The organism is Microbacterium fluvii, assembly GCF_025515205.1.
Taxonomy (GTDB): domain Bacteria; phylum Actinomycetota; class Actinomycetes; order Actinomycetales; family Microbacteriaceae; genus Microbacterium; species Microbacterium fluvii.
In genome coordinates this window covers 1,012,170-1,027,869 of record NZ_JAOPFX010000001.1, presented here as the reverse complement: position 1 = coordinate 1,027,869, position 15,700 = coordinate 1,012,170, and the positions used below count along the sequence as shown (strand labels likewise).

Sequence of the window (15,700 nt, the reverse complement as noted above, 5' to 3'; positions counted from 1 at the left end):
GGTAGACTCCTTGTTTGGCTTGCGTGTGGGATACCCACCCCTCACGAACGTCGCGCGGCGGCCCCTCTACCGACGCGGGACACCGTCCAGTCACTCCGAAACGAAAGTCCACACGTGGCAAACATCAAGTCGCAGATCAAGCGCAACAAGACCAACGAGAAGGCGCACGAGCGCAACAAGGCCGTCAAGAGCGAGCTGAAGACCGCGGTGCGTCGCACCCGCGAGGCCGTCGCCGGTGGCGACAAGGCCGCTGCCGAGGCGGCTCTGAAGACCGCGTCGCGCAAGCTCGACAAGGCCGTCAGCAAGGGCGTCATCCACGAGAACCAGGCGGCGAACCGCAAGTCGGCCATCGCCAAGCAGGTCTCGGCTCTCTGACCAGAGCTTCTGAAGAAGCCCGCTCCCCCTGGGGGCGGGCTTTTTCGTGCGCCCGGGCGCCGAGCCGTCAGCGTACGGGGTCGGCGAAGGGCGCCCTGGTCGCGATGACGGTGACGAGCCGCTCGAGTGAGAAGACCGGGTCGCGCGACGCGCCCTTGACCTCGGCGTCGGCCCTCGCCGCAGCCTGGATCGCCATGCCCAGCGACGCCTCATTCCAGCCGGCGAGGTCGCGCCGGGCACGATCGACCTGCCAGTCCTTCATGCCCAGGCGCGCCGCGAGTGCGCCCGAGGGCTCTCGGTTGCCGGCGACGCGCGCCATCGTGCGCAGCTTCGAGGCGAGCGCCGCCACCAGCGGCACGGGGTCGGCCCCCGAGGCCAGCGCGTGCCGAAGCGCGATCAGCGCCTCGCCGTAGCGCCCGGCGATCGCGGTGTCGGCGACGGTGAAGGCCGACGTCTCGACGCGGCCGCCGTAGTAGCGGGCCACCACCTGCTCGGTGATGTCGCCGTCGACGTCGCCGATCAGCTGCTGGCAGGCCGCCGCGAGCTCGGTGAGATCGTCGCTGAAGGCGCCCACGAGCGCCCGCAGCGCGGCGGGCGCGATGCGGCGGCGCGCCGCCTGGAACTCGCCGGCGGCGAAGTCGAAGCGATCGGAGTCGCGCTTGACGGCCGGGCAGGCGATCTCGACTCCCCCGCCCGAGCCCGCGCGGATCGCGTCGAGCAGTTTCTTGCCTCGGACGCTCGCTCCGGTGTGGCGCAGCACGACGGTCGCGCCCTCCTGCGGCTGGTCGAGGTAGGCGACGGCTTCGGCAAGGAACGCGTCGGAGCACTTCTCCACGCCGGTGACGCGCACCAGCCGAGGCTCGCCGAACAGCGACGGCGAGGTGACGGCCAGCAGCGACCCCGCGGCGTAATCGTCGGCGCGCAGGTCGGTGACTTCAAGGCTCGGGTCTTCGGCGCGCAGGTAGTCGCGCACGCCGGCCGTCGCGCGCTCCGCGCACACTTCTTCCGGCCCCGAGATCAGCACGATGGGCGCGGGCTGGGGGCTGCGCCACGACAGCTGCGGGATCGCGCTCTTCGCCTTGGTCGCGGGGGCGCGTCGCGCGGTGGTCGCCATGGTCCCAGCCTAATCGGGGGCGCCGACCTCGGCCCGCTCGCGCCACACCGCCACCCCGTCGTCCTGCATCCACACCGCGACGAGACCTTCGAGGTCGGTGCGTGCGATGGCCGCCCCGAGCTCGTCGAGCAGGGCGAGGGTCTCGGCTCTGGGGTGACCGTAGTCGTTGTCGAGGCCGACGGTGACCAGCGCGACGCGGGGCGCGGCCCGCGCATAGAGGGGCGGATGCTGGTCGGCGCTGCCGTGGTGGGCCACCTTCACGAGGGCGTAGGGCGGATCGAGCACACCGCTCGCCGCGAGCGTCTGCTGCGGAGCCGCCGACAGGTCGCCGAGCAGCAGCGAGGGCGGAATCGCCCCGCCGCGCACGTCGAGCACGACGCTCGCGTCGTTGCCAGACGGGAACGCGGCATCGTCGGCACGCGGCCACAGCACGCGCCACCGCGCGTCGCCCAGCACACCGCTCATCCCCTGCTGCGCGGTCGCCTCGGCCGCGCCCGCGTCGGTCAGCCTCCGCACCACGTCCACCTCGTCGGGCTCACCCGCGGGGCCGTGCAGCACGAACCCGACGCGCCCGATCACGGCCGCCACGCCGCCGACATGGTCGAGGTCGTAGTGCGTGAGCACGAGCAGATCGATGCGGCCGACCCCCACCCGATCGAGGCACCGGTGGAGTGCCGCGGGGTCGGGGCCGGTGTCGATCAGGGCGACGGCGCCGCCGCTCTTCACGAGCACGGCATCGCCCTGGCCGACATCGCACGCCAGCACCGCCCACTGCGCGGGCACCGTGAAGCGGCCCGCCGCCCCGTCGAGCAGAGCGCCGCCCGCCGACACTCCGGCCACGAGAGCCAGCGCCGCCGCGGCACCGGCACGCATGCGCGGCCGGTGCCGCAGCAGCAGCACTCCGAGAGTCGCCGCGCCCACCCCCGCCAGCAGCAGCGCTCCCGCACCGTCGGGCAGCCACGCCAGCCGCGCCCCCGGCAGCGCGCTGACCGTGGTGGCGACACCCGAGATCCATGCGGCCGGCAGCCAGGCCAGCGCCGCCAGGCCCAACTGCAGCACCGCCACCGGTGCGGCGATGCATGCCGCCAGCCCCAGCACGGTGGCCACAGGCGCGGCGGCCCCCACCAGCAGATTCGCGGGCACCCCGTAGACCGAGATCGTGGGATCGATCAGCACCAGCAGCGGACCGCAGGCCAGCTGTGCCGTCAGCGGCACCGCCAGCGCGAGGGCGAGAAGCCGCGGCAGCACGCGCGCGAGCGCCACCGCGACGGGCCCCGCGCACAGCAGCAGGGCGGCGGTCGCCGCGACCGACAGGGCGAACCCGAGCGAGCCGCACAGCCACGGGTCGGCGATCAGCAGCACCGCGATCCCCAGGCACAGACTCGCCGCCCCGACGGCAGGGCGCCCGAGCAGCACCGCCAGCATCGCCGCGGCCGACATCGCCGCCGCGCGCACGACGCTGGGCTCGAGACTCACGAGCACGACGAAGCCCGACAGCGCGCCGAGCGCGACGCCCACCCGCAGCCGCCTCGAACAGCCGCACCCCGCGGCGATCGCGAACGCGAGCCCGGTCACCAGCGCGCAGTTGGCCCCGCTGACGGCCGTCAGATGCGACAGCGACGACGTCTTCATCGCGGTGTCGAGGTCGGCCCCGACGAGCGAGGTGTCGCCCACCGCGAGCCCCGGCACGAGCTGCCCGCCGGGTGCCGGCAGCTCGTCGACTGCTGCCACGAGACCGTGCCGCAGCGTGCTCGCGAGAGCGAGCACGCCGCCTGGGGGCGCGCACACCTCCACCCCCCGCGTCGCATCGACCACGAGCACCGCCCGTTCGCCGGTGCGACCGGGATATGTCGTGCCCGCGGCGACGACGGTGCTCCCGATGTCGAGTGGCGTGCCGGGGGCGACGCCCGCGCGCGGAACGACGATCCGCACGGGCGCCGCGACCGCCGTCTGCGCCGCGCCGACGACCACGAGTGTCGCCTGGGCGTCGAACGCCAGCTCGTCGACCCCGCGCGGCTCGATCTTGCCGGTGACGAGCGCGTGCACCTCGACGGCGCGACCGCCGTCGAGCCCGAGCTCGATCAGCCGTTCGCGCGCGGGCTGGGCCAGGGCCAGGTTCGAGGCTGTCGCCGCTGCGGCGGCGAGGGCGAAGGCGGCGACCACCACCACCGCCCCCGGCCACCGCAGCGCGGCAGCCACCGCGATGAGGGCCGCGCCCCACAGCGCCAGTGCAGCCGGGGCCGCGGCGTGCGGCGCGGCCACGAGCAGGCCCGCCGTCAGCCACGCGCACGCGGCGACGGGGGCGAGGCGCAGCATCCGCATCACACGCGCACGAGCTCCCGCAGTGACGCGAGCATCTTCTCGCCGATTCCGGGCACCGCCAGCAGATCTTCGACGCTCGTGAACGGCCCGTTCTGCTCGCGCCAGTCGATGATGCGCTGCGCGATCGCGGGCCCCACTCTCGGCAGCGTGTCGAGGGCCGCGAGGTCGGCGGTGTTGAGGTCGACGATGCCATCGGTCGGCTCGGTGCCGGCGGGGGCGGTCGAGGGCTCTTCGCCGATGGCCGGCACGTGCAGCAGCTCGCCGTCGGCGACCTCGCGCGCGAGGTTCACCCCCTCCCGCGCGGCGTCGTCGGCGAGTCCGCCCGCGGCGGAGACCGCGTCGATCACCCGGGAACCGGCGGGCAGCACGAACAGCCCCGGCTCGTGCACGGCGCCCGTCACGTGCACGAACAGCTGCTCGGCCGGCGCGGGGGTGACCGTCGGCGTGACGGCGGTCGAGACCACGTCGACGGGTGTCAGCGCGCTGCGCACGATGCCGACGACGACCGTGGCCGCCAGCGCCGCGATCGCCAGCACGATCGCCGCGCCGACGCCGATGCGCACACGCGGCGACGCGCGCTCTGCCTGCTCCGCTCGTCTCATCGACGTCACGCTAGGCGTGTCGACGACGACGACGGATGCGGCCGCCTCCGATCAGGGCAGACTCGGCTGCGGCGCCCGGGGTGGGGAGGAGGCCTCAGCGCGTGCTGAAGCTGACCACCTTCGGAGCGCGCACGATGGCCCGCACGATCTGCTTGTCGCCGAGCGAGCGCAGCACGCGCTCATCGGCGCGGGCGAGCGCCTCCAGCGCGTCGCCGTCGATGCGAGCGGGCACCTCGAGGGTCGCGCGCACCTTGCCGTCGATCTGCACGACCGCCGTCACCGACTCCTCGACCAGGAGCGTCGGGTCCGCCTGGCGCCACGGCACGAGGCCGACGAAGCCGGAGTAGCCGAGGATCTCCCACATCTCCTCCGCCGTGTGCGGGGCGAACAGATCGAGCACCATCGCAGTCGCCTCGGCGGCCTCGCGCACGGCGGGGTCGGCGGGGCCGGCACCGCTGTCGATGGTCTTGCGGGTCGCGTTGACGAGCTCCATGAGGCGGGCCACGACGACGTTGAACTTCGTCTGCTCGACCAGACCGGGCGCGTCGGCGAGGAGGCGGTGGGTGACCCGGCGCAGCGCCTGATCGCCCTCGGCCCACACCACATCGGGGGCGCTCGAGACGTCTTTCGCGATGCGCCAGGCGCGCGCCAGGAACTTCTGGGAACCGGTGGTGGAGACGTCCTGCCAGTCGATGTCGTCTTCGACGGGTCCGGCGAAGGCGATCGCGGTGCGCACCGCATCCGCTCCTGGGTCCACCATGCTCGAGGCGAACTCGACGAGGTTGCCCTTGCTCTTGGACATCTTCGAGCCGTCCTGCAGCACCATGCCCTGGTTGATGAGGCTCGAGAAGGGCTCGGTGAAGTCGACCAGACCCATGTCGAAGAGCACCTTGGTGATGAACCGGGCGTACAGCAGGTGCAGGATCGCGTGCTCGACGCCGCCGATGTAGCTGTCGACCGGCGCCCAGCGGTGCGCCTGGGCGACCGGGAAGGCCTCTGCGTGGTCGTTCGGCGCGAGGAAGCGCAGGAAGTACCACGAGCTGTCGACGAAGGTGTCCATCGTGTCGGGGTCGCGCAGCGCCGGCTCCCCCGTCTCGGGGTCGACCGTCTGCATCCATTCGGTCGCGCCGCCCAGGGGCGAGGTGCCCTTCGGGGTGAGGTCGAGGCCCTGCGCGTCGGGCAGGGTCAGCGGCAGCTGGTCGTCGGGCACCGGCACGATGCGCCCGTCGGCGGTGTGGATCATCGGGATCGGGGTGCCCCAGAAGCGCTGGCGCGAGATGAGCCAGTCGCGGAGGCGATACGACTTGGCCGCGCGCCCCGCACCGAGCTTCTCGAGCTGCTCGATCATGCGCGCGATGGCGTTGCGCTTGCTGAGACCGTCGAGAGCGCCGGAGTTGATCAGTCGGCCCTCGCCGGTGAGGGCGATGCCCGTCTGCGCGGGGTCGAGGTCGGCGAGGTCGCCGGCGGGGTCGACGGGGTTGCCCTCGTCGTCGAGCTCGATCACCGAGATCGAGCCGGTGACCGGCGCCGTCGTGTCGACGACGACCTTGACCGGCAGGTCGAAGGCGCGGGCGAAGTCGAGGTCGCGCTGGTCGTGGGCCGGCACAGCCATGACGGCGCCGTGACCGTAGTCGGCCAGCACGTAGTCGGCGGCCCAGATCGGCAGGCGCTCGCCGTTGATCGGGTTGACCGCGTAGCGCTCGAGGAACACGCCCGTCTTCGGGCGGTCGGTCGACTGACGCTCGATCTCGGTCTCGCGTCCGACGCTGTCGAGATAGTCCTGGAAGCGCATGCGCACTTCGGCGGGAGCGCCGGCGGCGAGCTCTGCGGCAAGGTCGCTGTCGGGGGCGACGACGAAGAACGTCGCACCGTGCAGCGTGTCGGGGCGGGTGGAGAAGACCGTGACCTTCTCGGGGTGGCCCTCGATCTCGAAGTCGATGTCGGCGCCCACCGAGCGGCCGATCCAGTTGCGCTGCATGCGGATGACCTTCGACGGCCAGAAGCCCTCGAGCTGGTTCAGGTCGTCGAGCAGCCGGTCGGCGTAGTCGGTGATCTTGAAGTACCACTGCGTCAGCTTCTTCTTGACGACCTCGGCACCGCAGCGCTCGCAGCGCCCGTCGACGACCTGCTCGTTGGCGAGCACCGTCTGGTCGTTGGGGCACCAGTTGACCGGGCTCTCTTTGCGATACGCGAGATCCCGTTCGTACAGGCGCTGGAACAGCCACTGGTTCCAGCGGTAGTACTCCGGGTCGCTCGTGTGCAGGATGCGGCTCCAGTCGTACGACGAGCCGTACTCGCGGAAGCTCTTCTTGTGCTGCTCGATATTGGCGTAGGTCCAGGCGCGCGGGTCGGCGCCGCGCTGGATGGCGGCGTTCTCAGCCGGCAGGCCGAACGAGTCCCACCCGATCGGGTTGAGCACGTTGTAGCCGCGGTGGCGCCAGAACCGCGCCACGATGTCGACGTAGGCGTAGCTCTCGGCGTGGCCCATGTGCAGGTCGCCCGAGGGGTACGGGAACATGCCCAGCACGTACTTGCGCGGACGCGTGTCGTCGTCGCCGCCCGCCTTGAACGGATCGGCCTCGGCCCAGCGCGCCTGCCACTTCTGCTGCACGGCATAGGCGTCGTAGGCGTCCGAGGGCGCGGAGGAATCGGCGGCGGGGATCTGACTCACGGGAACGGGTACCAATCTGAGGCTCAGGAGCGCGCACAGCGCACCTTCCAGACTAGCGGACCGCCTCGGTCCATCCCGGCGGTGGCAGCGCGCCCAGGGCGGCCAGCGGGGCGCGCGCCTTCAGCCCCACCTCGGCGACTTCGGCCGCGGCATCCGACAGCCACGTGATGCCGCCGCCGGCCCCGACCCACGTGAGATCGGGCGTCGCGACGATCGAGCGGATCACCATGGCGAGGTCTGCCCGCCCGCCCGTGCCGACCCAGCCGAAGCAGCCCGCGTAGACCCCGCGGGGGCCGCCTTCGAGCCGGTGCAGGATCGTCATGGCCGACAGCTTCGGGGCGCCCGTCATGCTCCCGGCGGGAAAGGCGGCGTCGAGCAGGTCGCCGACGGTGGCCTCCGGCAGCAGCTCCCCCGATACCGTGCTCACGAGCTGGTGCACGGCCGGGTAGCTCTCGACGGCCAGGAGCGCATCGACCCCGACCGACCCCGGCGCGCACACCCGCGAGAGGTCGTTGCGCATGAGATCGACGATCATGACGTTCTCGGCGCGCTCCTTGACACTGGCCAGCAGCTCGTCGGCGAGCGCCGCATCGGCGGCGGCATCGGCGCCCCGCGGCCGGGTGCCCTTGATCGGCCTGGTCGACACTCGCCCTCCGGCGACATCGAGGAACTGCTCCGGGCTCGCGCTGATCAGGGCCGCCCCGCCCGAGACGATGAGCCCGCCGTGGTGCGAGGGGGTCGCTGCGCGCAGGCGCAGGAACGTCGCGAAGGGATCGACGGATGCGGCCAGTTCGAACCGCGTCGTCAGGCACAGCTGATAGGCGTCGCCCTCGCGGATCGCCGCGCGGCACTGTTCGATGAGGGCCGCATATGCGGCCGGCTCGTGCCGGCCGGTCGCGACCCCGAGCGACGGCGCGGGCGCTGCCTCGACCGGCGCGGCCTCCACCAGCGCCGAGCGCAGCACGGCGATCTCGGCGGGGTCGGCCACGAGCCACGCCGTGCCGGTCGCGTGGTCGAGCGCCAGCATCCGCTCGACGCGCAGCCAGAGCTCTGCGGGCGCATCGTCGCCGCTCGAGGCGGTCGGCGCACCGGCGCGGGCGACCCCCGCCTCGTAGCCGACCCATCCGACCCACTCCGGCAGCGCCGGTGCGTCGGATGCGGCGAGCGCGAGCACGACCGCCCGCACGGCGTCGGCATCGGGCTCGGCCGCCCCGCTGCCGACGAAGCTCCAGCCTTCGGCGGCGTCGGGGCCCGCGTCGAGCCAGAACGACTCGGTCGCCGCGGCGGCGAACACCGCGTAGGCCGCCGATGCGTCGACGACGTGCTCCAGCGGCACGACGACGCGACTGCGGGGCATGCTCCCAGGGTAGGGGCGCGGCCCCACCCCTAGGCTCGAGGCGTGAACGAGTTCGTCACGTGGCTGCTCGATGCCGTGCAGAGCGTCGACCCGGTGCTGCGGACGATGCTGGCGGGGCTCGCGATGATGCTCGAGACGAGCGTGCTGGTGGGCCTGGTCGTGCCGGGCGACACCATCGTGATCGTCGCAGGACTCGCCGTCGCCTCCCCGTCGGAGGCGGTCTGGCTCGCGGTCGCGGTGCTGGTCGGATCGCTCGTGGGCGAGAGCATCGGGTTCTGGCTGGGGCGTCTGCTCGGCCCGGTGCTGCGCCGTTCGGCGCTCGGGCGCAGGATCGGCGAGCACAACTGGGTGCGCTCCGAGCGGTACCTGCGCCGCCGTGGCGGTCCCGCGATCTTCCTCTCGCGCTTCCTGCCGGTGCTGCACTCGCTCGTGCCGCTGACCGTCGGCATGAGCGGGTTCGCCTACCGGCGATTCCTGGCGTGGACCGTCCCGGCATGCGTCCTGTGGACGGGCCTCTACGTCGGCGTGGCGGCGAGCGCCGGCGGCGCGTACCGGGAGCTGTCCGACCGGCTGCACGTCGCGGGCTACCTGCTGGTGGGCGTGCTCGTGCTGTTCGCCCTGGTCGTCTGGGGCGCAAAGAAGGTCATCGAGAAGTCCGAGCGCCGCCACTTCGAGGCCGCGGGCGAGGCCGACGCAGGGAACGCGGAGGATCACGTGGAAGACTGAGGGGATGCCCGATACTCCCCCCGGCGAGCCTGCCAAGGTGCTGTGGCTCGCCCGCCTCGAGTACCGGTACCACGCGTGGCGCGAGCGCCGCGCCCGCGCCCGCGGCCAGGTCCCCACGGTCATGCCCTTCCCCGGCTACGGCAGCCAGGAATGGATCCGCGTCGTCGGCCGCGTGCTGATGGTGCCGCCGATCAAGCCCCGCCGCTCCGGCGAATACGCCTCCGTGCGCGGCTGGCGCAGCTTCGCCTCCGTGCCGGTGGGCTACGCACCCGTGACGGTGACCATCGCGGGGCGCACCCACGAGATCGTCGCCGACCGCGGCGGAGTGGTCGACACCGTGCTGCCGGGCCGGCTCGAGCCGGGCTGGCAGTCGATCGAGATGTCGGTCGAAGGCGGCGAGCCCGTCGAGGCGAAGGTGTTCGTCGTCGGCCCCGACGTGCGGTTCGGCGTCGTCTCCGACGTCGACGACACCGTCATGGTCACCGCGCTCCCCCGCCCGCTCATCGCCGCCTGGAACTCGTTCGTCGTCGCCGAGCACGCCCGCCAGCCCGTGCCCGGCATGGCCGTGCTGCTCGAGCGCCTCGTCCGAGATCACCCCGGCGCGCCCGTCGTCTACCTCTCGACGGGCGCGTGGAACGTGGCCCCGACCCTCGCGCGGTTCCTGCGGCGGCACCTCTTCCCGTCGGGGGCCATGCTGCTCACCGACTGGGGCCCCACCCACGATCGCTGGTTCCGCAGCGGCAAGGTCCACAAGAGCACCAACCTCGAGCGGCTGGCCACCGAGTTCCCCGAGATCACCTGGCTGCTGATCGGCGACGACGGGCAGCACGACGACGAGCTGTACACGACCTTCACCAGCGCGCATCCTCAGAACGTCGCCGCGATCGCGATCCGCCGCCTCACCCCCACCGAGGCCGTGCTCGCCGGCGGTCGCACCGTCGTCGACGACCACACCGCCGCCAGCGTGCCGTGGGTCACCGGCGACGACGGAGCCGAGCTGCTGGAGCGCCTCGAAGAGGTCGGCATCACCGCCGACTGACCGCTGTCGGAGGCGCCGCCTAGGCTGGCGGCATGTGCGGTCGATTCGTGGTTGCCGAAGTCGGGTCAGAACTCGTGGGCGTGCTGCGCGCCGACCTCATCGCCGACGATCTGCCCGCTCCCTCCTTCAACGTGGCGCCCACCGATCGTGCCGCGATCGTGCTCGATTCGACCAAGACCGAACCGCCCACCCGCCGGATCGCGGCGGCGCGGTGGGGCCTCGTGCCGCCGTGGGCGAAGGATTCCTCGATCGGCGTGCGCGCCTTCAACGCGCGGGCCGAAGAGCTCGAAGACAAGCCGATGTTCCGCGGCGCCTTCGAGAAGCGCCGTGCGGTGGTGCCGGTGTCGGGGTACTACGAGTGGAAGACCGTCGACGGACAGAAGATCCCGCACTACATCCACCCCGCGGACGGCTCGCCGCTGCTGCTGGCCGGCCTCTACGAGTGGTGGAAGGACGCCGGCGCCGCAGAGGGCGTCGACCCGTGGCTGCTGAGCTTCACGATCCTCACCCGCGACGCGATCGGGCGACTCGGGTCGATCCACGACCGCATGCCGCTGTTCCTCGACGAAGACCACGCCGACGCGTGGCTCGATCCGTCGACCGACAACGTGCGCGACGTGCTCGACGCCGCGATCGATGCCGCACCGGACGTGGCCGACTCGCTCGACGACCACGTCGTGTCGAAGGCGGTCGGCAACGTGCGCAACAACGGCCCAGAGCTGATCGAGCCCGTCGAGGCGTAGTCGTACCCTGGAAGGGTGAGCCCGACCGCCCTCGACACCGTGCTGACGCGCGACGAGTGGCGGTCCCTCGAAGACGCGCACCACGAGCGTGCCGACCTGCTGACGGCCGACCATCGCGCCCGCGCGGCGCGGGCCGAGAAGCATCCGGTCGAGGACTTCCTGTTCACCTACTACTCGTACAAGCCGGCCCTGCTGCGCCGCTGGCACCCCGGCGCGGGGGTCGAGCTCTCCGACGCGGCCGCCGAGCCGCGCGCGGGCTGGCGGTGGTACGTCCCCGGGGAGACGGCCGGCGGCCTGCGGGTCGACGCCGCCGCCTTCGCCACCGACAAGCCCGAGCTGTTCGCATTGTGCGAGCGGATGCTGCGCCTCACCGCCGCGCGCCCCGCGCAGTTCGGCTGCTTCGGCCTGCACGAGTGGGCGATGGTCTATCGCACCCCGGAGCACCGCCACGCCGTTCCGCTGCGGCTCGGCGGCCGCGGCACCGACGACGTGGTCGACGCGCACGAGCTGCGCTGCACGCACATCGACGCGTTCCGCTTCTTCACCGACGACGCCGCGCCGCGGAACCGCTTCACCCCCACGCGCGAGACCCAGCCGCTGATGGAGCAGCCGGGGTGCCTGCACGCGGGTATGGACGTGTACAAGTGGGCGATGAAGCTCGGCCCGCTCGTTCCCGGCGACCTGCTGCTGGACAGCTTCGAGCTGGCCCGCGACATCCGCGTGCTCGACATGCGGGCCTCGCCCTACGACCTCGCCGCGTGGGGCTACGCGCCGGTCGCGATCGAGACGGCGGAGGGCAAGGCGGAGTACGTGCGCCGGCAGCGCGGCTTCACCGAGCGGTCCCAGGCACTGCGCACCCGCCTGCTCGACGCGCTCGCGCCGGCCGCGTAGCGCTCACGCGCGCTCGGTCTCGTGGCGCAGCGCGACGTCGAACAGCTCGTCGTCGGTCAGACGCGCGCCCTCGACGAGTTCGTGCACGAAGCCGAGCTTGACGCGCACCTCCGGCACGATCTCGAACGGATACAGATCGCGTGCGCCCATCGACCGGTTGATGCGGTTGAAGGCCTGCGACATCCACTCCCAATCGGTGAGCAGACGCTGCACGGGCTCGCCGTGGTAGCTCTCCCTCGGGATCACATCGGTGTCGCGCAGGCTCGTGGTGGCCGCGTCGAGATGGATGCCGATCGCTGCGGCCGTGGCGAGGGTGCCGGTGATGTGCAGGTAGTGCGCGAACGTCTCGGCGAAGTCCTCCCATGGGTGCATCGTGGCGTACTCCGAGATGAACGACGTGCGCCAGCCCTCGGGCGCACCGAAGCGGTAGTGGCGCGCGAGGGCGTCCTTGTAGCTCGCTCGCTCGTCGCCGAACAGCTCGCGGCAGCGCGCCCAGGTCGCCTCGTCGGTGATGAGCACGTTCTGGTAGTAGTGGCCGACCTCATGGCGCAGGTGGCCGAGCATCGTGCGATACGGCTCGCCCAGCCGCACCCGCAGCGCCTCGCGGCGGTCGTCGAGGCTCTCGGCCAGGTCGAGGGTGATGATGCCGCCCGCGTGCCCGATCGTGACGCGTGTGCCGGTCGACAGGCTCGAGAGCAGATCGAAGCCGAGGCCCCCTGGCACGGCGTACCAGGGGCGGATCGGCAGCCCGAGGTCGCTCAGCTGCAGCAGCAAGCGACGCTTGGCCTCTTCGGTGGTCGCGAGCTTCTCCATCGCGACGGTGTCGTCGGCGGCCGGCTGCGTGCGGGTCAGGCGGCACGAGAAGCAGCGCCCCGCGGGGGCGTCGTCGCGCACCAGCCAGTTGCACGCCCAGTCCCGGTTCGAGCACGCGTACCAGCGCTGGCCGTCGATCTCGACGCTGCCGGTGTGGATGCCGAAGAACTGACGGCTCGGCACGTGGTAGCCCAGTTCCGCCCCGCAGTTCGCGCACGCCAGCGCGTCGAGGAACATGAAGTGTCGGCAGTACGGGCAGCGGGGTTGCGCAGTCACTGTCTCACCGTAGTCAATGCCTCTGCGACGTGGGCCCACCCAGGAGTTCGAATCGCCGGAACACGACACAACGACGAAGCGCCCCCACAAGGGGGGCGCTTCGTCGTTCCGGTGGACCTACTGCATGTCTACTCGAAACTTCGCGAGGAGCGCGCAGTTGCCGATCTGGAGCGAAAGGCACGGGATTCGCGCCGTCCGGCGGTGGTTGGTCGCACGGCGAGATCGGCTCGGCAGCTGCGTCCGACGGAGGTAGATGAACTAGTCGTTCGCTACCGAAAGCTGAGAAGTGTCGCCGAGGTCGCACGGGAGTACGGCATCACCCGCCCGACCGTCAGCATCCATCTCGCGGTCCGCGGGATCAAGACTGTTCGCCGGATGGAAGAGGCGGACATCGCGACCGCCGCGGATCTGTACCGTGATGGCCGCTCCGCAGCGTCTATCGGGCGGCGTCTTGGGTTCGACGCCCATACGGTCCTGACCGCTCTTCGCAAAGCAGGTGTTCCCATTCGTCCGCGCTCGGGACACTCGAGGGCCCATCGACGTCGAGTCGACCCAGCCCATGTCAGACATGAGCGACTCGTTGGTTTGGGAGGTCGGAGACGGCGACGAGCGCAATCAGTGAGCTCACGCCCGTCCGATCAATTGGAGTGGCCGCGCCTGTGCCGCGTCACCCTGCCGTTTCGGCCGGGTCGGATGGTGTACGCGCCTGTTGGCGTGATGCGATGATCTCGGCCAGCATCGTCTGCGCGCGTGCCACGAGCGCTTTCGCTGTTTCCTTGGCCTGTTCGCGTTCCTGATCATCGGCTCCGTGCGCGGGGAGTAGGTAGACGCTGTCGAGCATGTACACCATGACCCTTCGCAGTGCGTTTCCAATCTCTGAGGGTGTGGTGGCAAGGATCTGGTCAGCGGCATCGCTGATGTTGCGCATTGCCTGCACGGCGGGCGTCGCCACGCTGTCGAGATCCGGAGTGGCAACCAGATCGATGAACGTGGAAGCGTTGGTCTCAATCTGCGCGAAGTGTTGACCGGCGCTGGCCGCATTCCTCTCTCGCCGCTGTTCAAGGTTCGTGAGCCGGGCTTCGACCTCGGTGAGAAGGCTCGCAGTCGCATCGAGCGCGCCGCCGGCGGCGCGGTGGTCCGCGAGTTCGCCGATCATCTGGACGCTCTCGCCGATATGCAGCCGCGGCACGATGTAGTGGGTGAGCTCGAGCGACGGGGTTGCGACTTCTAGCATCTCCTCGACAGTGAAAGCACCTCGCGGGACCAACGGTGTAGCCCAGGGCCACAGCTGACTCACTCTCTGGGCGGTCTGGGCGGCGCGCCTCGTGATTGCCTGCAGAGATGCCGCTTCTCGCTCCGCCTGCGTGTTCTCCCGCAGATCCGCGAGCGAGGTCAAGGTGGTGTTGGTCGCCACCGCTGCACGGTAGGCGCCGGCTTGGAAGCCTCTCTCGCACAGGAGAATGCCACGATCAGCCCCCACATCGGCAACAACGCCCTGCAGGGTGAGAACTCGTTCCTTTGGGATGGGGCGCGCCCACTGCTTGCATTCGACGATCCAGGTTATCGTCTGCCCGCCGATCTTCGTCTGGACGAGGACATCGATGTCATGCGTCGCCCGCGACCCGGGGTACCCCTTGACGTCGACCTCTGCGGCCATCCCGAGGGAAAGGTAGAAGTCGGCTACATCGTGCTGATAGCGACGCCAGGGTTCCACGAGTGACGAACCTACCCTCTGTTGCGTGCCACCAGTGGGTTCCTGCATCCGAGCCCGTGACCGTCGGTCTGGAACGCTGCCAGCGGACAGATGTCTCCTGGACTGCTCGGCGCGTGTGGTGGCGGCCTTTGGATGCTGGTTGAATCGCAGGGATCGGTTCGCGGCCAGGGCGAGCCCGACGCGTGGGGAGCCGACGCATGAGCACGGTGCCGATGGAGCTAACGACAGCTCCCCTCGTTGAATCCGGCGTGGACCGGCTCCCGCCTGACGGCTACCTCTCCACGCTGATTGCCGGCATGCGCACGGACGTCGTCCTCCGGCCGGACAACTACCGCGCGCGCACGATCGAGTGGGGACAGCCGTGGATGTACGAGAGTCCTGCCTATTGGGTCGCGCGGGCGGAGCAGATGACCCCCACGAGTTCGCCGGATGACACCTATCGCCTCGGATCTTCCCTCGATGAGGAGGTGGTCGCCTGCCTGCTGGGCGGCTTCGGGGTGACCTATGAACTGAATGTGGCCGCGTTCCACGCGGTTCGGGACGCCGGGTTGATCGCATCCGACGTCGCGCCCGACCCTGGTTTGATCGCCGAGCAATTGGCTCGCCCTCTGTCGCTCGCCTCGGGCCGTGCGGCCCGGTACCGGTTCCCGAATCAGAAGTCCGCGAGGATCGCGAGCGCGCTGTCGCGGTTGAAGCAGGAGCCGGCCCCGGACGATCCCATCGGAGCCCGCGACTGGCTCCTGTCCTTCAATGGCATCGGTCCGAAGACGGCAAGCTGGATCGTCCGGAATCGGTGGCCAGATGCGGAGGTCGCCATCGTGGATATTCACGTTTGGCGCGCCGCTACCGCCTGCGGCGTGTTCGACCCTGACTGGAACCCGACGCGGAACTACTGGGAGATGGAGGCCGTGTTCGTGGAGTGGGCACGCCACGGGGGTGTCAGCGCGGCCGCCCTAGATGCCACGATCTGGGCTGAGCGTGCGGCCCGCGCGCGTCGCCGACTCGGGGCGGTCGACAGCCGATAGCATTTCGTCACCGGTTTCGATGAGGAAGGGTG

13 protein-coding genes are annotated in these 15,700 nt (G+C 71.1%); 6 read left to right on the top strand and 7 right to left on the bottom strand.

The window, feature by feature from the left end:
- Positions 1-114 precede the first annotated feature (114 nt).
- Positions 115-375, top strand: a complete 261-nt coding sequence (gene rpsT / locus OAW74_RS04720) for a 30S ribosomal protein S20 (RefSeq protein ID WP_262873175.1) — start codon at positions 115-117, stop codon at positions 373-375.
- 67 nt (positions 376-442) lie between these two features.
- Here rpsT and holA read toward each other — a convergent pair whose 3' ends face one another.
- The 5 genes from holA to OAW74_RS04695 all read right to left on the bottom strand — a co-directional run bounded on the left by holA (position 443) and on the right by OAW74_RS04695 (position 8,441).
- Positions 443-1,489, bottom strand: coding sequence for a DNA polymerase III subunit delta (gene holA, locus OAW74_RS04715; protein WP_262873174.1), 1,047 nt, complete (start codon positions 1,487-1,489; stop codon positions 443-445).
- Positions 1,490-1,498: 9 nt separating this feature from the next.
- Complete coding sequence (locus OAW74_RS04710) at positions 1,499-3,805, bottom strand: ComEC/Rec2 family competence protein (protein WP_262873173.1); 2,307 nt, start codon at positions 3,803-3,805, stop codon at positions 1,499-1,501.
- A gap of 5 nt (positions 3,806-3,810) precedes the next feature.
- Positions 3,811-4,413: a ComEA family DNA-binding protein gene (locus tag OAW74_RS04705; RefSeq protein WP_262873172.1), complete on the bottom strand. Its 603-nt coding sequence runs from the start codon at positions 4,411-4,413 to the stop codon at positions 3,811-3,813.
- 94 nt (positions 4,414-4,507) lie between these two features.
- Entirely contained in the window at positions 4,508-7,084 is a 2,577-nt protein-coding gene (gene leuS / locus OAW74_RS04700) for a leucine--tRNA ligase (protein WP_262873171.1), read from the bottom strand.
- Between the two features lie 52 nt (positions 7,085-7,136).
- A complete protein-coding gene (locus tag OAW74_RS04695) occupies positions 7,137-8,441 on the bottom strand; it encodes an anthranilate synthase component I family protein (protein WP_262873170.1) in 1,305 nt (434 codons plus the stop codon).
- Between the two features lie 42 nt (positions 8,442-8,483).
- Here OAW74_RS04695 and OAW74_RS04690 point away from each other — a divergent pair, with 42 nt between their 5' ends.
- The 4 genes from OAW74_RS04690 to OAW74_RS04675 are packed head-to-tail and all read left to right on the top strand — an operon-like array spanning position 8,484 to position 11,840.
- Entirely contained in the window at positions 8,484-9,167 is a 684-nt protein-coding gene (locus OAW74_RS04690) for a DedA family protein (RefSeq protein ID WP_262873169.1), read from the top strand.
- 4 nt (positions 9,168-9,171) lie between these two features.
- Positions 9,172-10,206: an App1 family protein gene (locus OAW74_RS04685; protein WP_262873168.1), complete on the top strand. Its 1,035-nt coding sequence runs from the start codon at positions 9,172-9,174 to the stop codon at positions 10,204-10,206.
- A gap of 32 nt (positions 10,207-10,238) precedes the next feature.
- Positions 10,239-10,949, top strand: a complete 711-nt coding sequence (locus OAW74_RS04680) for an SOS response-associated peptidase (RefSeq protein ID WP_262873167.1) — start codon at positions 10,239-10,241, stop codon at positions 10,947-10,949.
- A 15-nt stretch (positions 10,950-10,964) separates the two neighbouring features.
- The gene (locus OAW74_RS04675) at positions 10,965-11,840 is read left to right on the top strand and encodes a 3-methyladenine DNA glycosylase (protein WP_262873166.1); all 876 of its coding nucleotides are present in this window, start codon (positions 10,965-10,967) and stop codon (positions 11,838-11,840) included.
- 3 nt (positions 11,841-11,843) lie between these two features.
- Here the strand turns inward: OAW74_RS04675 and OAW74_RS04670 are convergent, their stop codons facing one another.
- Together OAW74_RS04670 and OAW74_RS04665 are read right to left on the bottom strand one after the other, a co-directional pair.
- Positions 11,844-12,929, bottom strand: coding sequence for a zinc-binding metallopeptidase family protein (locus tag OAW74_RS04670; RefSeq protein WP_262873165.1), 1,086 nt, complete (start codon positions 12,927-12,929; stop codon positions 11,844-11,846).
- Between the two features lie 667 nt (positions 12,930-13,596).
- Entirely contained in the window at positions 13,597-14,691 is a 1,095-nt protein-coding gene (locus OAW74_RS04665; RefSeq protein WP_262873164.1) for a restriction endonuclease, read from the bottom strand.
- 149 nt (positions 14,692-14,840) lie between these two features.
- Between OAW74_RS04665 and OAW74_RS04660 the strand changes: the two genes are divergently transcribed.
- On the top strand, positions 14,841-15,668 hold the full coding sequence (locus OAW74_RS04660) for an 8-oxoguanine DNA glycosylase (RefSeq protein WP_262873163.1): 828 nt from the start codon (positions 14,841-14,843) through the stop codon (positions 15,666-15,668).
- The last annotated feature ends 32 nt before the right edge of the window (positions 15,669-15,700 follow it).

Bases quoted from the DNA above. Each gene is read 5' to 3' on its own strand.
- OAW74_RS04695 (WP_262873170.1), bottom strand. From the start codon at position 8,441: ATGCCCCGCAGTCGCGTCGTCGTGCCGCTGGAGCACGTCGTCGACGCA.
- OAW74_RS04710 (WP_262873173.1), bottom strand. From the start codon at position 3,805: ATGCTGCGCCTCGCCCCCGTCGCCGCGTGCGCGTGGCTGACGGCGGGC.
- OAW74_RS04680 (WP_262873167.1), top strand. From the start codon at position 10,239: ATGTGCGGTCGATTCGTGGTTGCCGAAGTCGGGTCAGAACTCGTGGGC.
- OAW74_RS04685 (WP_262873168.1), top strand. From the start codon at position 9,172: ATGCCCGATACTCCCCCCGGCGAGCCTGCCAAGGTGCTGTGGCTCGCC.
- OAW74_RS04660 (WP_262873163.1), top strand. From the start codon at position 14,841: ATGAGCACGGTGCCGATGGAGCTAACGACAGCTCCCCTCGTTGAATCC.
- holA (WP_262873174.1), bottom strand. From the start codon at position 1,489: ATGGCGACCACCGCGCGACGCGCCCCCGCGACCAAGGCGAAGAGCGCG.
- OAW74_RS04705 (WP_262873172.1), bottom strand. From the start codon at position 4,413: ATGAGACGAGCGGAGCAGGCAGAGCGCGCGTCGCCGCGTGTGCGCATC.
- OAW74_RS04665 (WP_262873164.1), bottom strand. From the start codon at position 14,691: ATGCAGGAACCCACTGGTGGCACGCAACAGAGGGTAGGTTCGTCACTC.